Below are 17351 nucleotides of genomic sequence, written 5' to 3' on the forward strand. Positions count from 1 at the left end.
ACAGTCAAATTAAAAGTGAAGGTGGTATTGCTATGAATAGTGATTCAGTGAAAACAGGAATTCAACAAGCTCCCCATAGATCTCTCTTTAATGCGCTTGGTATTACCAAGGAAGAATTGGACAGACCATTAATTGGTATCGTCAGTTCTTATAACGAAATCGTTCCAGGCCATATGAATCTCGACAAAATTGTAGATGCCGTCAAGATGGGAGTTGCCATGGCAGGCGGAACCCCAATCGTATTTCCGGCAATTGCAGTCTGCGACGGAATCTCTATGGGACATACGGGAATGAAATATTCTCTTGTTACCAGAGATCTAATCGCTGATTCCACAGAAGCTATGGCAATGGCACATGCTTTTGACGCATTGGTAATGGTACCTAATTGCGATAAGAACGTTCCCGGGTTATTAATGGCAGCAGCAAGAGTAAATGTCCCGACTATCTTTGTAAGTGGGGGGCCTATGCTTGCAGGTAGGGTGAAAGGTGAGAAAACAAGCCTTTCCAGTATGTTTGAAGCTGTAGGTGCTTATACTGCTGGTAAATTGTCAGAAGAGGAGGTAGAGGAATATGCCTGTAAGGTATGCCCTACCGCTGGTTCCTGTTCCGGTATGTATACAGCAAATAGCATGAATTGCCTCACAGAAGTCCTTGGTATGGGACTACAGGGTAACGGAACCATTCCCGCAGTATTTTCTGAAAGAATCCGTTTAGCCAAACATGCGGGAATGAAGATTATGGAACTCCTTGAAAGAAACATTCGCCCTAGAGATATTATGGTAAGAGAAGCCTTTATGAATGCTTTAACTGTAGATATGGCATTGGGATGCTCCACCAATAGTATGCTCCATCTTCCGGCAATTGCACATGAAGCAGGAGTAGAACTAAATCTCGAGATAGCAAATGAAATCAGTGCAAAGACCCCGAATCTCTGCCATCTGGCACCGGCAGGTCATGCCTATATAGAAGATTTGAATGAAGCAGGCGGAGTTTATGCCGTTATGAATGAGCTTGACAAAAAGGGTCTCATCGAGAAAGATTTAATAACAGTAAGCGGTAAAACCGTAGGGGAGAATATTGCTCACTGCAGGAATTTGGACACGGATGTCATAAGAAGCATTGATAATCCATATAGTGAAACAGGTGGCATAGCAATTTTAAAAGGGAATCTGGCTACTGACTCCGCTATAGTTAAAAGGTCTGCTGTAGCTCCTGAAATGTTAAAACACGAAGGTCCTGCGAGAGTATTCGACTCTGAAGATGATGCTATTAAGACTATAAAAGAGGGCAAAATTAATCCAGGAGATGTCGTAGTTATCCGTTATGAAGGACCCAAAGGCGGCCCCGGAATGAGGGAGATGCTCAATCCAACCTCAGCTATCATGGGAATGGGACTTGGATCCAGTGTAGCCTTAATTACAGATGGAAGATTCTCTGGTGCTTCCAGAGGTGCCTGTATCGGACATGTGTGCCCCGAAGCTGCCGTAGGCGGTAATATCGCTCTTCTAGAAGAAGGAGACCTCATTCAAATAGATATTACATCGAATTCCTTAAATGTAGCTCTCTCAGAAGATGAGCTTAATAAACGCAGGGAGAAATGGCAGCCTAAACAGCCTAAGATAACAACCGGCTATCTGGCAAGATATTCAGCTATGGTTACATCTGCCAGCAGAGGTGCTATCTTAGAGGTGCCAACAAGATAATAATAACAACGAATATTACCATATCTTAACATAAAACAGATATAGATATAACATACCGGCAACGGTTTCAAATGAAAAGGCTAAAAGAGAGGTGCAAAGATGCAGTTAACAGGATCACAGATTTTAGTAGAATGTTTAAAAGAACAGGGCGTAGATACCATCTTCGGGTATCCGGGCGGAGCTGTCCTAAATATCTATGATGAATTATACAGACATCAGGACGAGATACGGCATATATTAACCTCCCATGAGCAGGGAGCCTCCCATGCTGCAGACGGTTATGCCAGATCCACCGGTAAAGTAGGTGTATGCCTGGCAACCAGCGGACCCGGAGCTACTAATTTAGTAACAGGTATCGCAACAGCTTATATGGATTCCGTCCCAATGGTTGCAATAACAGGGAATGTTGCCGTTAATCTCTTAGGAAAGGATAGTTTTCAGGAAGTTGATATCGCAGGTATTACAATGCCTGTTACCAAACATAATTATATTGTGAAAGATGTAACACAATTAGCCGATACCATCCGGAAAGCCTTTCTCATTGCCCAGACAGGAAGACCGGGTCCGGTTTTGATTGATATTGCGAAGGATGTTACTGCAAATAAAACAGAATACCAAAGAGTCACGCCTCCAATAATAAATCGAATTACAGATACTTTTACAGCAGAAGATATTTCTACTGCAATTTCAATGATTGTGGAATCAAAAAAGCCCGTAATCTTTGTCGGCGGCGGAGCAGTAATATCTGATGCCTGGATAGAATTAAGAGAATTTGTAAAAAGAACAGATGCACCGGTAACGGATACCCTTATGGGAAAGGGTGCTTTTAGTGGTGAGGATACCTATTACACCGGAATGTTAGGCATGCATGGTACGAAAACAGCGAACTATAGTGTTACCGAATGTGATCTCTTAATCACGGTAGGTTCCAGATTCAGTGACAGAGTAACAGGCAATACAGCGCGTTTCGCAAGAAATGCCAAAATTCTGCAAATAGATGTAGACCCCGCGGAAATCAACAAGAATGTCTTAGTTGACCATGCAGTTATCGGTGATATCAAAGAGGTTTTAAAAGCAATCAATAACAGATTACCAGAACAAAAACATAAGGACTGGCTTGATCACGTGATGGATATGAAGAAGAAATATCCTTTAAAATACCACGAGCGAGGTCTTACCGGACCATTTATCTTAAATAAACTTTATGAGCTTACGAATGGAGAAGCTATAATAACGACAGAGGTCGGCCAGCATCAGATGTGGTCTGCCCAGTATTTTAACTACAAATACCCGAGGACCTTTATAACCTCTGGCGGCCTTGGTACCATGGGCTACGGGTTAGGTGCTTGTATAGGAGCAAAAGTAGGAAATACAGACAAAACGGTTATAAATATTGCCGGAGACGGTTGCTTTCGAATGAATATGAACGAGATTGCCACCGCTACCAGATATAACATCCCTATCATTCAGGTGATTTTTAATAATCATGTACTTGGTATGGTACGTCAGTGGCAATCCTTATTCTATGGCGAACGCTACTCCTATACCACCTTAAATGATTCCGTGGATTTTGTTAAATTGGCTGAAGCTATGGGAGCAAAGGCATATCGTATAACCAAAAGAGAAGAAGCAGAAACTGTTTTAAAAGAAGCCATCAGTCTGAACATCCCGGTAGTAATTGACTGTCAATTGGAGAGTGATGATAAGGTCTGGCCTATGGTTGCTCCCGGTGCTGCTATCGAGGAAGTTTTTACGGAAGAAGATTTGGAAGCCGGTAATAAATAGGAAAGATATAAGATTATATTGACTAAATTTTAACTTAGTTTTATAATGTAATGGATTAAAGCGTTCACGCGTCAAAAAACCAGCGGGGCAAAGAGGCCTATCTTCTTTGCTCTGACTGAATAATAATAAGGAGGATATGTAAGTGGCGAGAATTTATAATTTTTCAGCAGGCCCGGCCGTATTGCCGGAAGAAGTACTTAAAGAAGCAGCAGAAGAGATGCTGGATTATAGGGGAACCGGAATGTCAGTTATGGAGATGAGTCACAGATCAAAGGCTTATGAGACAATCATTAACGAAGCAGAAGCTGACTTAAGAGAACTGATGAATATTCCTGATAACTATAAAGTACTCTTTTTGCAAGGTGGCGCTTCTTCACAATTTGCCATGATTCCGATGAACCTGATGAAGAATAAGGTGGCAGACTATATTGTCACAGGGTTATGGGCAAAAAAAGCATTTCAGGAAGCTAAAATATATGGCACAGCGAATAAAATTGCTTCTTCCGAAGATAAAACTTTTACTTACATACCCGATTGTTCCGATCTTCCTATAAGCGAGAATGCTGATTACGTTTATATTTGTGAAAATAATACCATATATGGTACAAAATTTAAGACCCTTCCTAATACGAAAGGAAAACCCCTTGTTGCAGATGTCTCTTCCTGCTTTCTTTCAGAGCCGGTAGATGTAACAAAGTATGGTATAATCTACGGCGGAGTACAAAAGAATGTGGGACCTGCCGGTGTTGTTATCGTTATTATCCGAGAGGATTTGATAACAGAGGATACTTTACCCGGTACTCCAACTATGTTCAAATATAAAATTCATCTGGATAATGGTTCTATGTATAATACGCCTCCCGCTTATGGTATCTATATCTGCGGAAAAGTCTTTAAATGGCTTAAGAAACTGGGCGGTTTGGAAGCAATGAAAGAAATCAATGAGAGAAAAGCAGCTATTCTCTATAATTTCTTAGATGAGAGTAAACTCTTTAAGGGCACTGTTGTAAAAGAAGACCGTTCATTGATGAATGTTCCTTTTATAACAGGAGATGATGAATTGGATGCTAAATTTGTTAAAGAGGCAAAGGCCGCAGGCTTTGAAAACTTAAAGGGTCACAGAACCGTAGGTGGTATGCGTGCCAGTATCTATAATGCAATGCCCATAGAAGGTGTTGAAAAATTAGTTGAATTCATGAAGGAATTTGAAGCTAAAAATCTAAAATAGCAGAGAGGAGTACTTATGCCGAAGTTTAAATATCATTGCCTGAATCCAATTGCCGGAGTGGGACTTAAGCTTTTTTCAGAAAATTATGAGACAACTGAAGATATAAAGGAATCAGATGCAGTTCTGGTAAGAAGTGCCTCTATGCTGGAGATGGAACTCACTGATAACATTGCAGCTATTGCACGTGCTGGTGCCGGTGTAAATAATATCCCTTTGGATAGATGTGCCGGAGATGGAATTGTAGTATTTAATACCCCGGGAGCAAATGCCAACGGTGTGAAAGAGCTTGTGATTGCAGGTCTTATGCTTGCTTCCAGAAATATAGTAGGCGGTATTAACTGGGTCCAGACTATAAAAGAAGAAAAAGATATTGCTAAGCTGGTGGAAAAAGGAAAAGCCAAATTCGCCGGCAAGGAAATCCAAGGTAAAAAGCTTGGTGTCATCGGACTTGGAGCCATAGGGGTACTGGTTGCTAACGCTGCTAACCGCCTTGGTATGGAAGTCTACGGCTGCGATCCTTATATTTCAGTAGAGCATGCTTGGAACTTATCCCGCGATATAATATCTGTAAAATCCAAAGATGATATTTATAGAGAATGTGATTATATAAGCCTTCATGTTCCCTTATTAGACGATACCAAGAAGATGATCAATAAAGAAACCCTGTCAAAATGTAAAGACGGAGTTGTTATCCTTAATTTCGCAAGAGATCTGCTGGTAAATGATGAAGATATGGAAGAAGCATTAAAATCCGGAAAAGTAGGAGCCTATGTAACAGACTTTCCAAATGATAAGACCGCTGCTATGGAAGGGGTTATAGCAATTCCACATCTTGGAGCCTCCACAGAAGAGTCGGAAGATAATTGTGCTGTCATGGCTGTAAAGCAAATCAAGGATTATTTAGAACATGGTATCATTAAGAATTCTGTTAATTATCCGGATTGTGATGCAGGAACCTTCACTGGCGGAACCAGAGTAACCATTAACCATAAAAACATTCCTAATATGTTAACGCAGTTCACCGGTGTATTTTCTTCAGAGAATATCAATATATCAAACCTTATCAATAAAAGTAAAGGCGATTATGCTTACACCGTAATTGATATAGAAGGAAGTATCGCTTCCGGTACTTCGGCTAAATTAGAAACAATAGACGGAGTATTAAAGGTCAGAACTATATCCGAATAAAAATATTACGAGAAAGACAGGTTAATACCAAGAGAAAACAGGCTTTTGGTATTGACCTTTTTTAATAAAAGGAGGCAAAATGGCAACTATCAAACCTTTTCGTGCAATAAGACCAGGAAATACAAATAATACTACAACTGCTCTGGCGGAGAAAATAGCAGCATTACCCTACGACGTTTACAATAGAGAAGAAGCAAAAGCAGAGATAATAAGAGAGCCTCTGTCCTTTCTGAGAATAGACAGAGCTGAGACCACACTTCCAGATAACATATCTACCTACGATGATTTGGTATATGATAGGGCAAAGGAACTACTGGAAGAAATGATTAACAAAGAACAGTTTATTCAGGAAGAAAAAGAATGCTTTTATATCTACGAACTCATCATGAATGGAAAAAGTCAAACCGGACTTGTTGCCTGTGCATCAATTGACGACTATCAAAATGGAGTTATTAAACGCCATGAGAATACAAGAACCGATAAAGAGCTGGACAGGATAAGACACATTGACAGCTGTAATGCCCAGACCGGTCCTATTTTTTTAACCTTTCGAGGATCCGATAGGATTAAGAATATTCTTAATCTCAATAAAACAAAGGAAAAACTCTACTGTTTTACTTCACCCGATGGCATTACTCACAATGTATGGAAGATTGATGATATAGAAGAGATTACAACAATAAAAGAGGAATTCGAACATATTACTTCTATTTATATAGCTGATGGTCATCATAGAGCTGCTTCTGCGATAAAAGTGGGTATGAAACGCAGAGAAGAGCATACAAACTATACCGGAAAAGAAGAATTTAATTACTTCTTGTCTGTAATCTTCCCCTCTGAAGAACTTATGATTATGCCTTATAACCGAGTTGTAAAAGATTTAAATGGTAATACCCTCGAAGAATTTCATGCTAAAGTGTCTGAATATTTTACAATTACGTTTTTAGGTGCTGAACCTTACCAACCAACAGGAAAAGGAGAGTTTGGTATGTATCTCAAAAATGGATGGTATAAACTTAAAATAAAAAAAGAATACGAAAAGAAGGATCCGGTGGCAGGGCTGGATGTTTCTTTATTACAGGATTATCTCCTCGAGCCGGTGCTTGGAATCAAAGACCCCCGCAGTGATAAGAGAATTGATTTTGTTGGCGGTATCAGAGGACTGAGAGAATTAGAGCGGAGAGTACAAGAGGATATGGCAGTTGCCTTTTCGATGTATCCAACAGACATCCAAGAATTAATAGCAGTATCCGACAAAGATAAATTAATGCCGCCAAAATCCACCTGGTTTGAGCCAAAACTTAGGAGCGGTCTTTTCATTCACAAGATTTAAGTATTTCTAGGAATAGGAAATTACTAATTTAAGAGAAATCATAAATTCTTTTACTAAAAATAAAAAATTATTTAAAATTTATGGAACGATACCATATTTTGCATCGTCTAATGGTTGAACTAGGAAATAATATAAAAATCTAGTAAAGGAGGAATTTTTATGATATCAAAAAAAATTGGGGCTGTAATCCTAAGCAGTGCCCTTATAGTAAGTGCCCTGCCGATTCAATCTTTAGCAGCGGCAGATCTTATTCAAACAACTAAAATAGCAGCAGGTGTACAATCAGGTGCGGCTGTGTCGTCAGAGGATTTAGAAAGTATGATAAATACTGTGAAATCTAAAATTACCATACCTTCCGAATTATCAGAGTTTTCCTACAATTATTATACTGGCGATCCTTATTCCAACAATACTTGGAACCTGATCTGGTCTACGAAAGACGGCAGTAAAAGTATCAATGTAAATTCTGATTCAAAAGGTCATATAACCTATTATAGTTATTATACGAACCAGAGTTATAAACCGGTTTATCTTCAAAGCGAATTAAAAGATAAGGCTGATGCATTTATAAAGGGGATTACACCGGATATCTTCAGTAAGCTTCAATATATCCAGACTTCTTCTACAGCATCCTATAACGGTTCTTATACCTATCAGTATCAAAGAGTTGAGAACGGAATACCCATGCCGGATAATACTGTCAGTGTAAGTGTTAATTATCAGACAGGTGTTGTAACCACCTATTCCAGCAATTGGCTTTATGATGTCACAATACCTTCTTCCAATGCCAAGATAACGAAGGATGCGGCAGCTGCCTTAATTGGAAAGAATAGCAAAATGACCTTATCTTATCAAAGCGCATATACAACTGATAACAATGGCAAAAGTACTGCCAAGGCATTTCTGGTATACAGCCCTGAAAAGTCCTATATCGCTGTTGATGCTTTAACAGGAAAAGTATATGACACTCAGAACCTTTGGAATACAGCCTATTCTTCAAAAGAAGAAGCAAGCCTTGATATGGGCAGTGCCAAAGCAGGTAATCTGACACCACAGGAATCTGCTGAAGTTGACAGTATAAAGGGTCTGATTTCTAAAAACGATGCTATAAATGCTATTAAAGGTAATACAAAGCTGCTTTTTGATAAAAACATGACATCAATAACAGCCAATCTCTATAAAAATACGAATATAAATGGTACTACAGCTTATGTTTGGAATGTTAGCTTTTCTGATCCAAGAGAGGTAAAAGAGGGTTCCACAAATTCTTACCGTGCATATGCTTATGCATCGGTAGATGCTAAGACTGGTAAGATAATGTCTTATTATTCCAGCACAAACAATTATTATAATACCACGAAAGATAAGTGGAACGATACTAAAATCAAATATACTGCTAAGCAGGGAAAGAGCATCTTTGAAGGCTTTTTAAAGACAGAAATACCGGATTATTTTAAGAATTCATCCTATACCGGTACTTCCAATGATTACATTATTGCCTACAAAGACAGCAAGCCGGTATATGGCGGTTACACCTATAATTATCAGCGAATGAATGAAAATATTCCGTATGCTGGTAACAATATTAGTGGTGCCGTTGACGGTGTAACCGGAAAGATTTATAACTTCAATTATAATTGGGATACCCAGTTAACTTTTGAAGCACCTACTAATATCATTTCCGCAGATAAAGCTTTCACGAACTATATTGCTAACGAAGGATACCACTTGGTTTATGAAGTATATTATAAGAATGCAGTTTCCAGTTCTTCTTATACTCAGACTCCTTTGGTTCGACTTGTATACCGTACCGATATCTCTCCGGATTATATCTCTCCATTTACCGGAAAGCAGCTTGATTATGATGGCAAAGAATATGTAAAGCCTACTAGTCTTTATAACTATACGGATATTCAGGGGAATTCCTCAGCCAGAAATATAATTCTTCTTGCTAATATGGGAATTGGTTTTGAAGGTGGGTTATTTAAACCTACTCAGGCAATTACAACTACAGAATTAAATGATTTTATTTCAAAAGCAGGCTTCTATGCCGATTCCTCTAAATATAAACTCACAGGAACTTCAGTAAGCCGTATGGATGCTGCAAAATATGCAGTTCAAGTATTAGGTCTTGAAAAAGCAGCTAAAATCAGCGGAATCTATACACTTAATGTAGCAGACCAGTCATTAATTAACCAGTCTGATTTAGGTTATGCAGCCATCGCATTTGGACTTAAGCTTTTAGTGCCTAATAATAGTAACCAATTACATGCAAGTGATAACCTTACACGTCAGGATGCTGCTGATTTAATCGTAGCAATGTTAAATAGTCAGGAATAATTTTATAATATGTATATCTAAAGGGTTGTTGCAAGATGAACCCTGTAGAGCATAACTTGCCAGAATGGACTGTTTGACCGACAGTTGATACGAATTGGCATACTAGATCTAACATTTTATGTAAGATTTTAGTATGCCAATCATATCGTTTGCCGATCAATTGTTTAATCAAGCATTTATCCTCTGCAGTGCTTCCTTAGCAACAGCCCTTTTTTAAGAATTTAAAAATTACATGTTTTATTTAGATAATTTTCACTTTTTTAAGCCAAGCTTTTGTGGTAATATAAGTATAAGTATATAAGCTATTGATATATGCCGCTATCAGCGGCGGAATGAGAGGAAAAGATGCAAGATATATTATTTTTAGAACCAGTATTTAAAGAAATGATCTGGGGCGGTAACAGGCTGAACACAGATTTCGGCTATGATATCCCAAGTGATAATACCGGGGAATGTTGGGCTGTCAGTGCTCATACTAATGGAGATTGCAAGATAAAAGCAGGTGAATATAAAGGAGAGACCTTAAGCAGTCTGTGGGCAAATCACAGAGAGCTTTTTGGTAATGCAGAAGGTGACGTATTTCCGCTTTTAATTAAAATTATAGATGCCAAACAAGATTTAAGTATTCAGGTTCATCCGGATGATAATTATGCAAAAACCCACGAGAATGGCTCACTTGGTAAAACAGAATGCTGGTATATCTTAAATTGCAAAGATGATGGTAAAATTGTTATCGGACATAATGCTAACAACAAAGAAGAATTGTCTTCCATGATCCATAATAACCAGTGGGAAGAACTTATTCGTGTAATCCCCATTAAAAAAGGTGATTTCTTTCAGATTATACCCGGAACCGTACATGCAATCAAAGCCGGTACCGTAATCTTAGAAACCCAACAGAACAGTGATATAACATATCGGCTTTACGACTATGGCCGATTACAAAACGGCAAACCCCGTGAACTGCATATTGATAAAAGTATCGATGTTATTACCTGCCCTCAAAAGCTTACTGAGCCAGTAAGAAAAATATGGGACATAAAAGGCGGACAGATAGAAGAGCTGGTAAACTGTGAATTTTATACCGTAGAAAAGATAACAATAAATGGAAGCACAGCCTTAGAGCAGGTTGAGCCTTTTACCATTATGAGTGTTATTAATGGTGAAGGATATTTAGATGGTGAACGAATCACCAAAGGTGACCATTTTATTCTTCCATCCGGATTTGGAAGCTATGTGCTGGAAGGTAATTTGGAGTGTATCGCATCTCACATCTAAGTACCACCAGTTAAATAAATATAAATTATTTTATATATACCAAATAAAGTATGTTACCACATGTAAGGAGATAACTCATGAGCAGTATTTTTAACTTGGACAACCCATTTTTTTCAGGACTGAATAAGATTGTAGATGCATTCTTTTTAAGTATTATATTTTTAATTACCTGTATTCCTATTATTACCATTGGTCCTGCTTTAACAGCTCTTTATTATGCGACTGCCAAATCTCTGCGCAGAGACAGAGGTTATATCTCAAAAGAGTATTTTAAAGCTTTTAAGTTAAACTTTTTACAAGGTCTTGTCAGCGGACTTATATTAATTGCAGCTTCCTCTATACTTGCTATCGACTGGAGATATGCAAAAAATCTCCATAATACTACAGGAGTTATTCTTTTTAGCATCTTTACTGCTTTATTTATTGTCCTGTTTTTTATTACAATCTATATATTTCCGGTATTATCCAGATTTAAGACAAAGACCCTGCACCTGTTTAAAACAGCATTCTTTATGTCAATGAGACATCTGCCCAGTACGATACTAATGGCTATTATAGTTATTTTCTTTGGTTTATTAGTTTACCTGTTTCGTATCCCTATTGTATTTGCGCCGGCTTTATGTACTCTGCTGGTTTCATTCCTGATGGAACGTATCTTTAAGAAATATATGCCGGAGAAGTCAGAAGAGGAAGAATCAAATGGCGTAGATGAGTGGTATATGGAATAAGAATAAACTTAGAGCGGAGGCTGTATGATGGAGGATATTCTATATAGTTTAATGGATTGGGCCGGAATTGAGGCAATCATTTTTTCGGAAGAGGATCACCCCCGTGACATTTTAGGTCCTCATCTTATAGACGAAGGTCTGTTAATTCAAGCTTATATACCCACAGCGATAGAGGTAAAGGTCAAATTACAAAAGACTGAAAAAGAATATTCAATGGTAATGGAAGAAGAGAGCTTTTATGCCGTTCTTATTCCAAAACTAAAACGGATATCTGCCTATACGCTGATTGTTACTTATGATAATGGTGAAACAAAAGAAATAATTGACCCTTATTTTTATCAGCAGATATTGACAGATATTGATTTGAATCGGTTCTCAAAAGGTATTCATTATACTATATACGATAAACTCGGTGCTCATCCCATGGAGATAAATGGGGTTAAAGGCGTACACTTTGCCGTTTGGGCTCCTAATTCCGTTAGGGTAAGTGTCGTAGGAGATTTTAATCTTTGGGACGGCAGAAGACATCCTATGAACAGATTAAAGGATTCCGGTATCTTTGAACTCTTCATCCCTGGCCTTACGGAAGGGGAAATCTATAAATACGAAATCAAAGTAAAAGGCGGTATGGTTGTTTTAAAAGCCGACCCTTATGCCAACAGAGCCGAGTTAAGGCCCAATAACGCCTCAATAGTATATGATTTAACTACTTATCAATGGAAGGATTCGGATTGGCTGCATACCAGAAAAATTAAGAACTATAAAAATGAGCCAATGAACATACTGGAATTGCACCTTGGATCCTTTCGAAAACCAATTAGCAGTGATAGAGAATTTTATAACTACAAAGAATTAGCTCCCATGGTTTCTGATTATGTATTAGAGATGGGTTATACTCATGTAGAGTTAATGCCTGTGATGGAACATCCTTTTGATGGTTCCTGGGGTTATCAGGTTACCGGATATTATGCCCCTACAGCCAGATATGGTTCTCCCGATGATTTTATGTATTTTATTGATTTCCTGCACGAAAAAGGGATTGGTGTAATTTTAGACTGGGTACCAGCCCATTTTCCCAAGGACAGCTTTGGTCTTGCCTCCTTTGACGGCACCTGTCTCTATGAACATTTAGATCCAAGACAGGGCACTCACCCTCATTGGGGAACCTTAATATACAATTATGGAAGGCCGCAGGTTTCTTTGTTTCTGATAGCAAATGCCCTATTCTGGATTGAGAAATACCACATTGACGGAATCCGTATGGATGCCGTTGCTTCCATGCTATATTTAGATTACGGCAAAAATTCAGGTGAATGGGTTGCCAATAAGCATGGCGGAAATGAGAATCTGGAAGCCATGGAGATGCTAAAACATTTAAATTCCATTGTAAAGAAAAGAAAAGATGGAGTTGTACTCATCGCAGAAGAATCAACCGCATGGCCAAAGATTACAGGAGCTTTGGAGGAAGGCGGTTTAGGTTTTGACTTAAAATGGAATATGGGTTGGATGAACGATTTTACTGGTTATATGAAGACTGACCCTTTATTCCGTAAGGGCCGCCACGGTGAACTTACTTTCAGTATGGTATATGCATATAGCGAGAAGTTCATCCTTGTATTATCTCACGACGAAGTCGTTCATGGAAAAGGTTCCATGATACAGAAAATGCCAGGAAATCCGGAAGATAAATTCTCCAATCTTAGAGCCGCCTATGGATTCATGATGTGCCATCCGGGTAAAAAATTGTTGTTTATGGGACAGGACTTCGCCCAATTTAAGGAATGGGATGAGAAGAAAGAAATTGATTGGGAATTATTAAAGGAAGAACCTAATGCTGCCTTAAATTTATACGTAAAAGAGCTGAACAACCTTTACAAAAAAAATGCCGCTCTTTATGCATTGGATTTTGAGGAAAAGGGCTTTGAATGGATCAGCAGCTTAGATGCCGACCACAGTATTGTAGTGTTCACCCGAAAAACTGAAAATATAAATGACACACTGCTTGTGGTCTGTAATTTTACACCGGTACCATATGAAAATTTTCTGATAGGTGTTCCATTTGCGGGAAAATATAAAGAGATTTTCAGCAGTGATTATGAACGTTTTGGCGGTAAAGGATATTGCAATAAGCGCTTGAAACAATCAAAGCACAAAGAAGCGGATGGAAGAGAACATTCTCTTTCTGTCATAGTTCCGCCTCTTGGAATCAGTGTGTATTCCTGCGTACCCACTGACGCAGTTAAAACGAAGAAAACAGTAAAGGATATCGTCAGAGAGAAAAGGAGGTAAACACACCGGTGGATATAATGACATTAATAAAAGGTGATGTGCTTACATCCTTAAGAAGCATCTGGAAAAGCTTTGTAGACAATGGTTTTGATTTGATTCTTAAAATCCTCATAACCCTATTGGTATTCTTTATCGGAAAAAAGATTATTAAGATATTTCTTGCCATGGCTGAGAGAGCCTTTAACCGCGGTAAAATGGAAGCAGGGGTTAAGAGCTTTCTGCTTGCACTTTTAAATGCCGTACTCTACATTATATTAATCTGGATTATCTTAGTACAGGTATTTAGTGTAAAGGATGCAAGTTTGGTTGCTGTTTTAGGCTCAGCTGGTTTAAGTATCGGTCTGGCTTTGCAAGGCGGACTGTCAAACTTTGCAGGAGGCGTTATTATTCTGCTTCTTCGCCCTTTTAAAGTAGGTGATTACATCATCTATGCCGGTAATGAGGGTACTGTAATTTCAATTGATATCTTTTATACCAAGATGCTTACAGCTGACAACCGTCTGGTAGTTATGCCAAACGGAGCACTCTCGAATTCTAATATAATAAATACCACTAATGAAACTCAGAGAAGACTTGATATCAATATATCAATTTCCTTCAGTGAGGATATAGATAAAGTAAAGGAAATTCTGAATAGAATCATTACAGAGAATGAAAAGATTGTAAAGGAAGCAGCAAATTCAATTCTGGTAAATAGCTTTGAACCGGGGGCTATCAGCATGGGAATCCGTGCATGGGTTAAGATAGAAGACTATGCATCCGGTAAATCTGAGATTCTGGAAAGTATCAAAAAAGAATTTGAAGCTCATAACGTTAGAGTTCCTATCAGTTTTGCAGAGATGAACTTAAAAAATAAAGTATAAACGGCTTTTTTGTTAATAAAATAAAGTATCGAAAGATTTTTCAAAAAAAGCTTTCCTTTTTACTGAAAAAGTGGTATTTTATCTGTAGGCAAAATTTAAGCCGGAGCGAGGACGTTCCCATGTTTTATTAGGGGACGTTTTTTTTATACAGGTATCCTTAATAGTACAAGTGCTTTTTACAGTGCGAGTGCCGTTTACCCTGCATTAACGTATAATGTTTATGTCTGGTCTATGATGCTTGTATTTGAAATAAATATATTTAAAGACAAAATATAAATGTATGGAAGGAGCTTTTTTATGGCAGAGAAATTGACTGATATCTTTGGCGTTGATGTATTTAATGAAGCCACCATGGCAGAACGTTTACCCAAAAAAGTTTTTGCCGCTTTAAAGAAAACAATTAAAAACGGAGAGGAACTGGATCCGGAGGTAGCAGATATTGTTGCAAATGCTATGAAGGACTGGGCAATCGAAAGAGGAGCAACTCATTATACCCATTGGTTTCAGCCAATGACAGGTATTACTGCTGAAAAGCATGATTCCTTTATAAGCCCTACATCTGATGGAAAGATTATACTTGAGTTCTCCGGTAAGGAATTAATTAAAGGCGAGCCAGATGCTTCTTCCTTCCCTTCCGGCGGTTTAAGAGCAACCTTTGAAGCTAGAGGATATACAGCTTGGGATTGTACTTCACCTGCTTTCTTAAGAGAAGATGCAGCCGGTGTTACCCTTTGCATTCCTACTGCATTCTGTTCATATACCGGTGAAGCCCTTGATAAGAAGACTCCTCTTCTTCGTTCAATGGAAGCCATCAGCGATCAGGCAGTACGTGTTCTTAAATTATTCGGACATGATGAAGTGAAATCAGTATCCTGTTCCGTTGGTCCTGAACAGGAATATTTCTTAATAGATAAATCAAAATATTTAAAGAGAGAAGATTTAATCTTTACCGGACGTACTTTATTTGGTGCACAGCCTCCTAAAGGTCAGGAAATGGAAGATCACTATTTCGGAAGCTTAAAAGAAAGAGTTGCGGCTTTCATGAAAGAAGTAAATGAAGAATGCTGGAAGCTTGGAATTCTTGCCAAGACACAGCACAATGAAGTTGCTCCCGCTCAGCATGAATTAGCTCCAATTTATTCTACTGCAAATATTGCAACAGATCACAATCAGTTAGTAATGGAGACTATGAAGAAAGTTGCTAACCGTCATGGTCTTGTTTGTCTCCTTCATGAGAAACCTTTTGCAGGCGTTAATGGTTCCGGTAAACATGACAACTGGTCAATTGTAACTGATACCGGAAAGAACCTTTTAGATCCCGGAAAGACCCCTCATGAGAATATACAGTTCTTATTATTCCTATCTGCTGTCATTAAAGCAGTAGATGATAATGCAGACTTATTACGTCTTTCTGCATCCAATGCTGGTAATGACCACAGATTAGGTGCTAACGAAGCTCCTCCGGCTATTATTTCCATCTTCCTTGGCGAACAGTTAGAAGATGTAGTTAAGCAGCTTGTTGAAACTGGTGATGCTAAGAGCAGTAAGCAGGGCGGAAAATTAAATATTGGTGTTCATACTCTTCCTGAATTAAAGAAAGATGCAACTGATAGAAACCGTACTTCACCTTTTGCCTTCACCGGTAATAAATTTGAATTCCGTATGGTTGGTTCTTCCATGTCTATCGCAGGTCCTAACACTACCTTAAATACAATTGTAGCTGATGTATTAAGCCAGTTTGCTGATGAATTAGCTGAGGCAAAAGACTTTGATGTAGCAGTTCACGATTTAATAAAGAAGACTTTAACAGAGCATCAGAGAATTATCTTTAACGGCAACGGATACTCCGATGCTTGGGTTGAAGAGGCTGAAAGAAGAGGTCTTCCTAATTTAAAATCTCTTGTTGAAGCAATTCCTGCAATGACTTCTGAAAAATCAATAAAGATATTTGGCAAGTATAATGTATTATCCGAAGTTGAGCTTCATTCCCGTGCTGAAATCGAATTTGAAGCTTATTCCAAGACAATTAATATCGAAGCTAAGACTATGATTGAAATGGCTAATAAGTTATTTATTCCTGCTGTTATCAAATATGCTTCAGGTCTTGCAAGCTCAATTAATTCAATAAAAGCTGCTGTTCCAGAAGCAGATGTTTCTGTTCAGGCAGGTTTATTAAAGGAAACTTCAGCTTTATTAGCTGAGGCAAATGCTGCACTAGCCAGCCTTCAGACAGTAGTAACAGAAGCTGCCGAAAAAGAAGGCCAAGAGCAGGCTGTTTTCTTTAAGAAAGTTGTATTCCCTGCCATGGAAGTTTTGAGAAAACCTATTGATGAATTAGAATTAATCGTAGATAAGGACATTTGGCCTGTACCTACTTATGGCGACTTATTATTCGAAATATAATCAGATTGTTTCTGTTACTTGCCATTATATTAAATGAATAATTCTCTTCTTGTAATAAAGAAAGGCTGCTGTTAATACGGCAGCCTTTCTTTGATTCCCATCACTTTGTATTATTAAGTTCGGTTTTCGAAGTATTTCTATATTTCTATAAATTAATGCAATTTACTATTTACAATTTACTTGTAGTATATAATAATGGAAAAGGAATGGGTT

Annotated in this window: 10 protein-coding genes and 1 pseudogene; all 11 read left to right on the forward strand. The window is 38.3% G+C overall.

Annotated features, from left to right (window positions below):
* The first annotated feature begins 32 nt into the window (after positions 1-32).
* The 11 genes and pseudogenes from ilvD to bsdcttw_RS12740 all read left to right on the forward strand — a co-directional run bounded on the left by ilvD (position 33) and on the right by bsdcttw_RS12740 (position 17138).
* A complete protein-coding gene (gene ilvD / locus bsdcttw_RS12690) occupies positions 33-1703 on the forward strand; it encodes a dihydroxy-acid dehydratase (RefSeq protein WP_185255239.1) in 1671 nt (556 codons plus the stop codon).
* 99 nt (positions 1704-1802) lie between these two features.
* On the forward strand, positions 1803-3488 hold the full coding sequence (gene ilvB / locus bsdcttw_RS12695; RefSeq protein WP_185255240.1) for a biosynthetic-type acetolactate synthase large subunit: 1686 nt from the start codon (positions 1803-1805) through the stop codon (positions 3486-3488).
* A gap of 142 nt (positions 3489-3630) precedes the next feature.
* Positions 3631-4716: a 3-phosphoserine/phosphohydroxythreonine transaminase gene (gene serC, locus bsdcttw_RS12700; protein WP_185255241.1), complete on the forward strand. Its 1086-nt coding sequence runs from the start codon at positions 3631-3633 to the stop codon at positions 4714-4716.
* Positions 4717-4731: 15 nt separating this feature from the next.
* On the forward strand, positions 4732-5904 hold the full coding sequence (locus tag bsdcttw_RS12705; protein WP_185255242.1) for a phosphoglycerate dehydrogenase: 1173 nt from the start codon (positions 4732-4734) through the stop codon (positions 5902-5904).
* A gap of 79 nt (positions 5905-5983) precedes the next feature.
* Positions 5984-7237 (forward strand): DUF1015 domain-containing protein, encoded by a 1254-nt coding sequence (locus bsdcttw_RS12710; protein ID WP_185255243.1) that lies wholly within the window; start codon positions 5984-5986, stop codon positions 7235-7237.
* Positions 7238-7396: 159 nt separating this feature from the next.
* Entirely contained in the window at positions 7397-9577 is a 2181-nt protein-coding gene (locus bsdcttw_RS12715) for a YcdB/YcdC domain-containing protein (RefSeq protein WP_185255244.1), read from the forward strand.
* 345 nt (positions 9578-9922) lie between these two features.
* Positions 9923-10855, forward strand: a complete 933-nt coding sequence (manA, locus tag bsdcttw_RS12720; protein ID WP_185255245.1) for a mannose-6-phosphate isomerase, class I — start codon at positions 9923-9925, stop codon at positions 10853-10855.
* A 77-nt stretch (positions 10856-10932) separates the two neighbouring features.
* Entirely contained in the window at positions 10933-11583 is a 651-nt protein-coding gene (locus bsdcttw_RS12725) for a YesL family protein (protein WP_185255246.1), read from the forward strand.
* A gap of 27 nt (positions 11584-11610) precedes the next feature.
* A pseudogene (gene glgB / locus bsdcttw_RS12730) lies at positions 11611-13836 on the forward strand (1,4-alpha-glucan branching protein GlgB); the annotation flags it as partial.
* A gap of 53 nt (positions 13837-13889) precedes the next feature.
* The gene (locus bsdcttw_RS12735; RefSeq protein ID WP_185255248.1) at positions 13890-14735 is read left to right on the forward strand and encodes a mechanosensitive ion channel family protein; all 846 of its coding nucleotides are present in this window, start codon (positions 13890-13892) and stop codon (positions 14733-14735) included.
* A 297-nt stretch (positions 14736-15032) separates the two neighbouring features.
* Positions 15033-17138: a glutamine synthetase III family protein gene (locus tag bsdcttw_RS12740; RefSeq protein WP_185255249.1), complete on the forward strand. Its 2106-nt coding sequence runs from the start codon at positions 15033-15035 to the stop codon at positions 17136-17138.
* Positions 17139-17351 lie beyond the last annotated feature (213 nt).

This window comes from Anaerocolumna chitinilytica, assembly GCF_014218355.1.
GTDB lineage: Bacteria > Bacillota > Clostridia > Lachnospirales > Lachnospiraceae > Anaerocolumna > Anaerocolumna chitinilytica.

Excerpts from the sequence above, each read along its gene's own strand:
- ilvD (WP_185255239.1), top strand. The coding sequence starts at position 33 with ATGAATAGTGATTCAGTGAAAACAGGAATTCAACAAGCTCCCCATAGA.
- ilvB (WP_185255240.1), top strand. The coding sequence starts at position 1,803 with ATGCAGTTAACAGGATCACAGATTTTAGTAGAATGTTTAAAAGAACAG.
- bsdcttw_RS12705 (WP_185255242.1), top strand. The coding sequence starts at position 4,732 with ATGCCGAAGTTTAAATATCATTGCCTGAATCCAATTGCCGGAGTGGGA.
- bsdcttw_RS12710 (WP_185255243.1), top strand. The coding sequence starts at position 5,984 with ATGGCAACTATCAAACCTTTTCGTGCAATAAGACCAGGAAATACAAAT.
- bsdcttw_RS12715 (WP_185255244.1), top strand. The coding sequence starts at position 7,397 with ATGATATCAAAAAAAATTGGGGCTGTAATCCTAAGCAGTGCCCTTATA.
- manA (WP_185255245.1), top strand. The coding sequence starts at position 9,923 with ATGCAAGATATATTATTTTTAGAACCAGTATTTAAAGAAATGATCTGG.
- bsdcttw_RS12725 (WP_185255246.1), top strand. The coding sequence starts at position 10,933 with ATGAGCAGTATTTTTAACTTGGACAACCCATTTTTTTCAGGACTGAAT.
- bsdcttw_RS12735 (WP_185255248.1), top strand. The coding sequence starts at position 13,890 with ATGACATTAATAAAAGGTGATGTGCTTACATCCTTAAGAAGCATCTGG.
- bsdcttw_RS12740 (WP_185255249.1), top strand. The coding sequence starts at position 15,033 with ATGGCAGAGAAATTGACTGATATCTTTGGCGTTGATGTATTTAATGAA.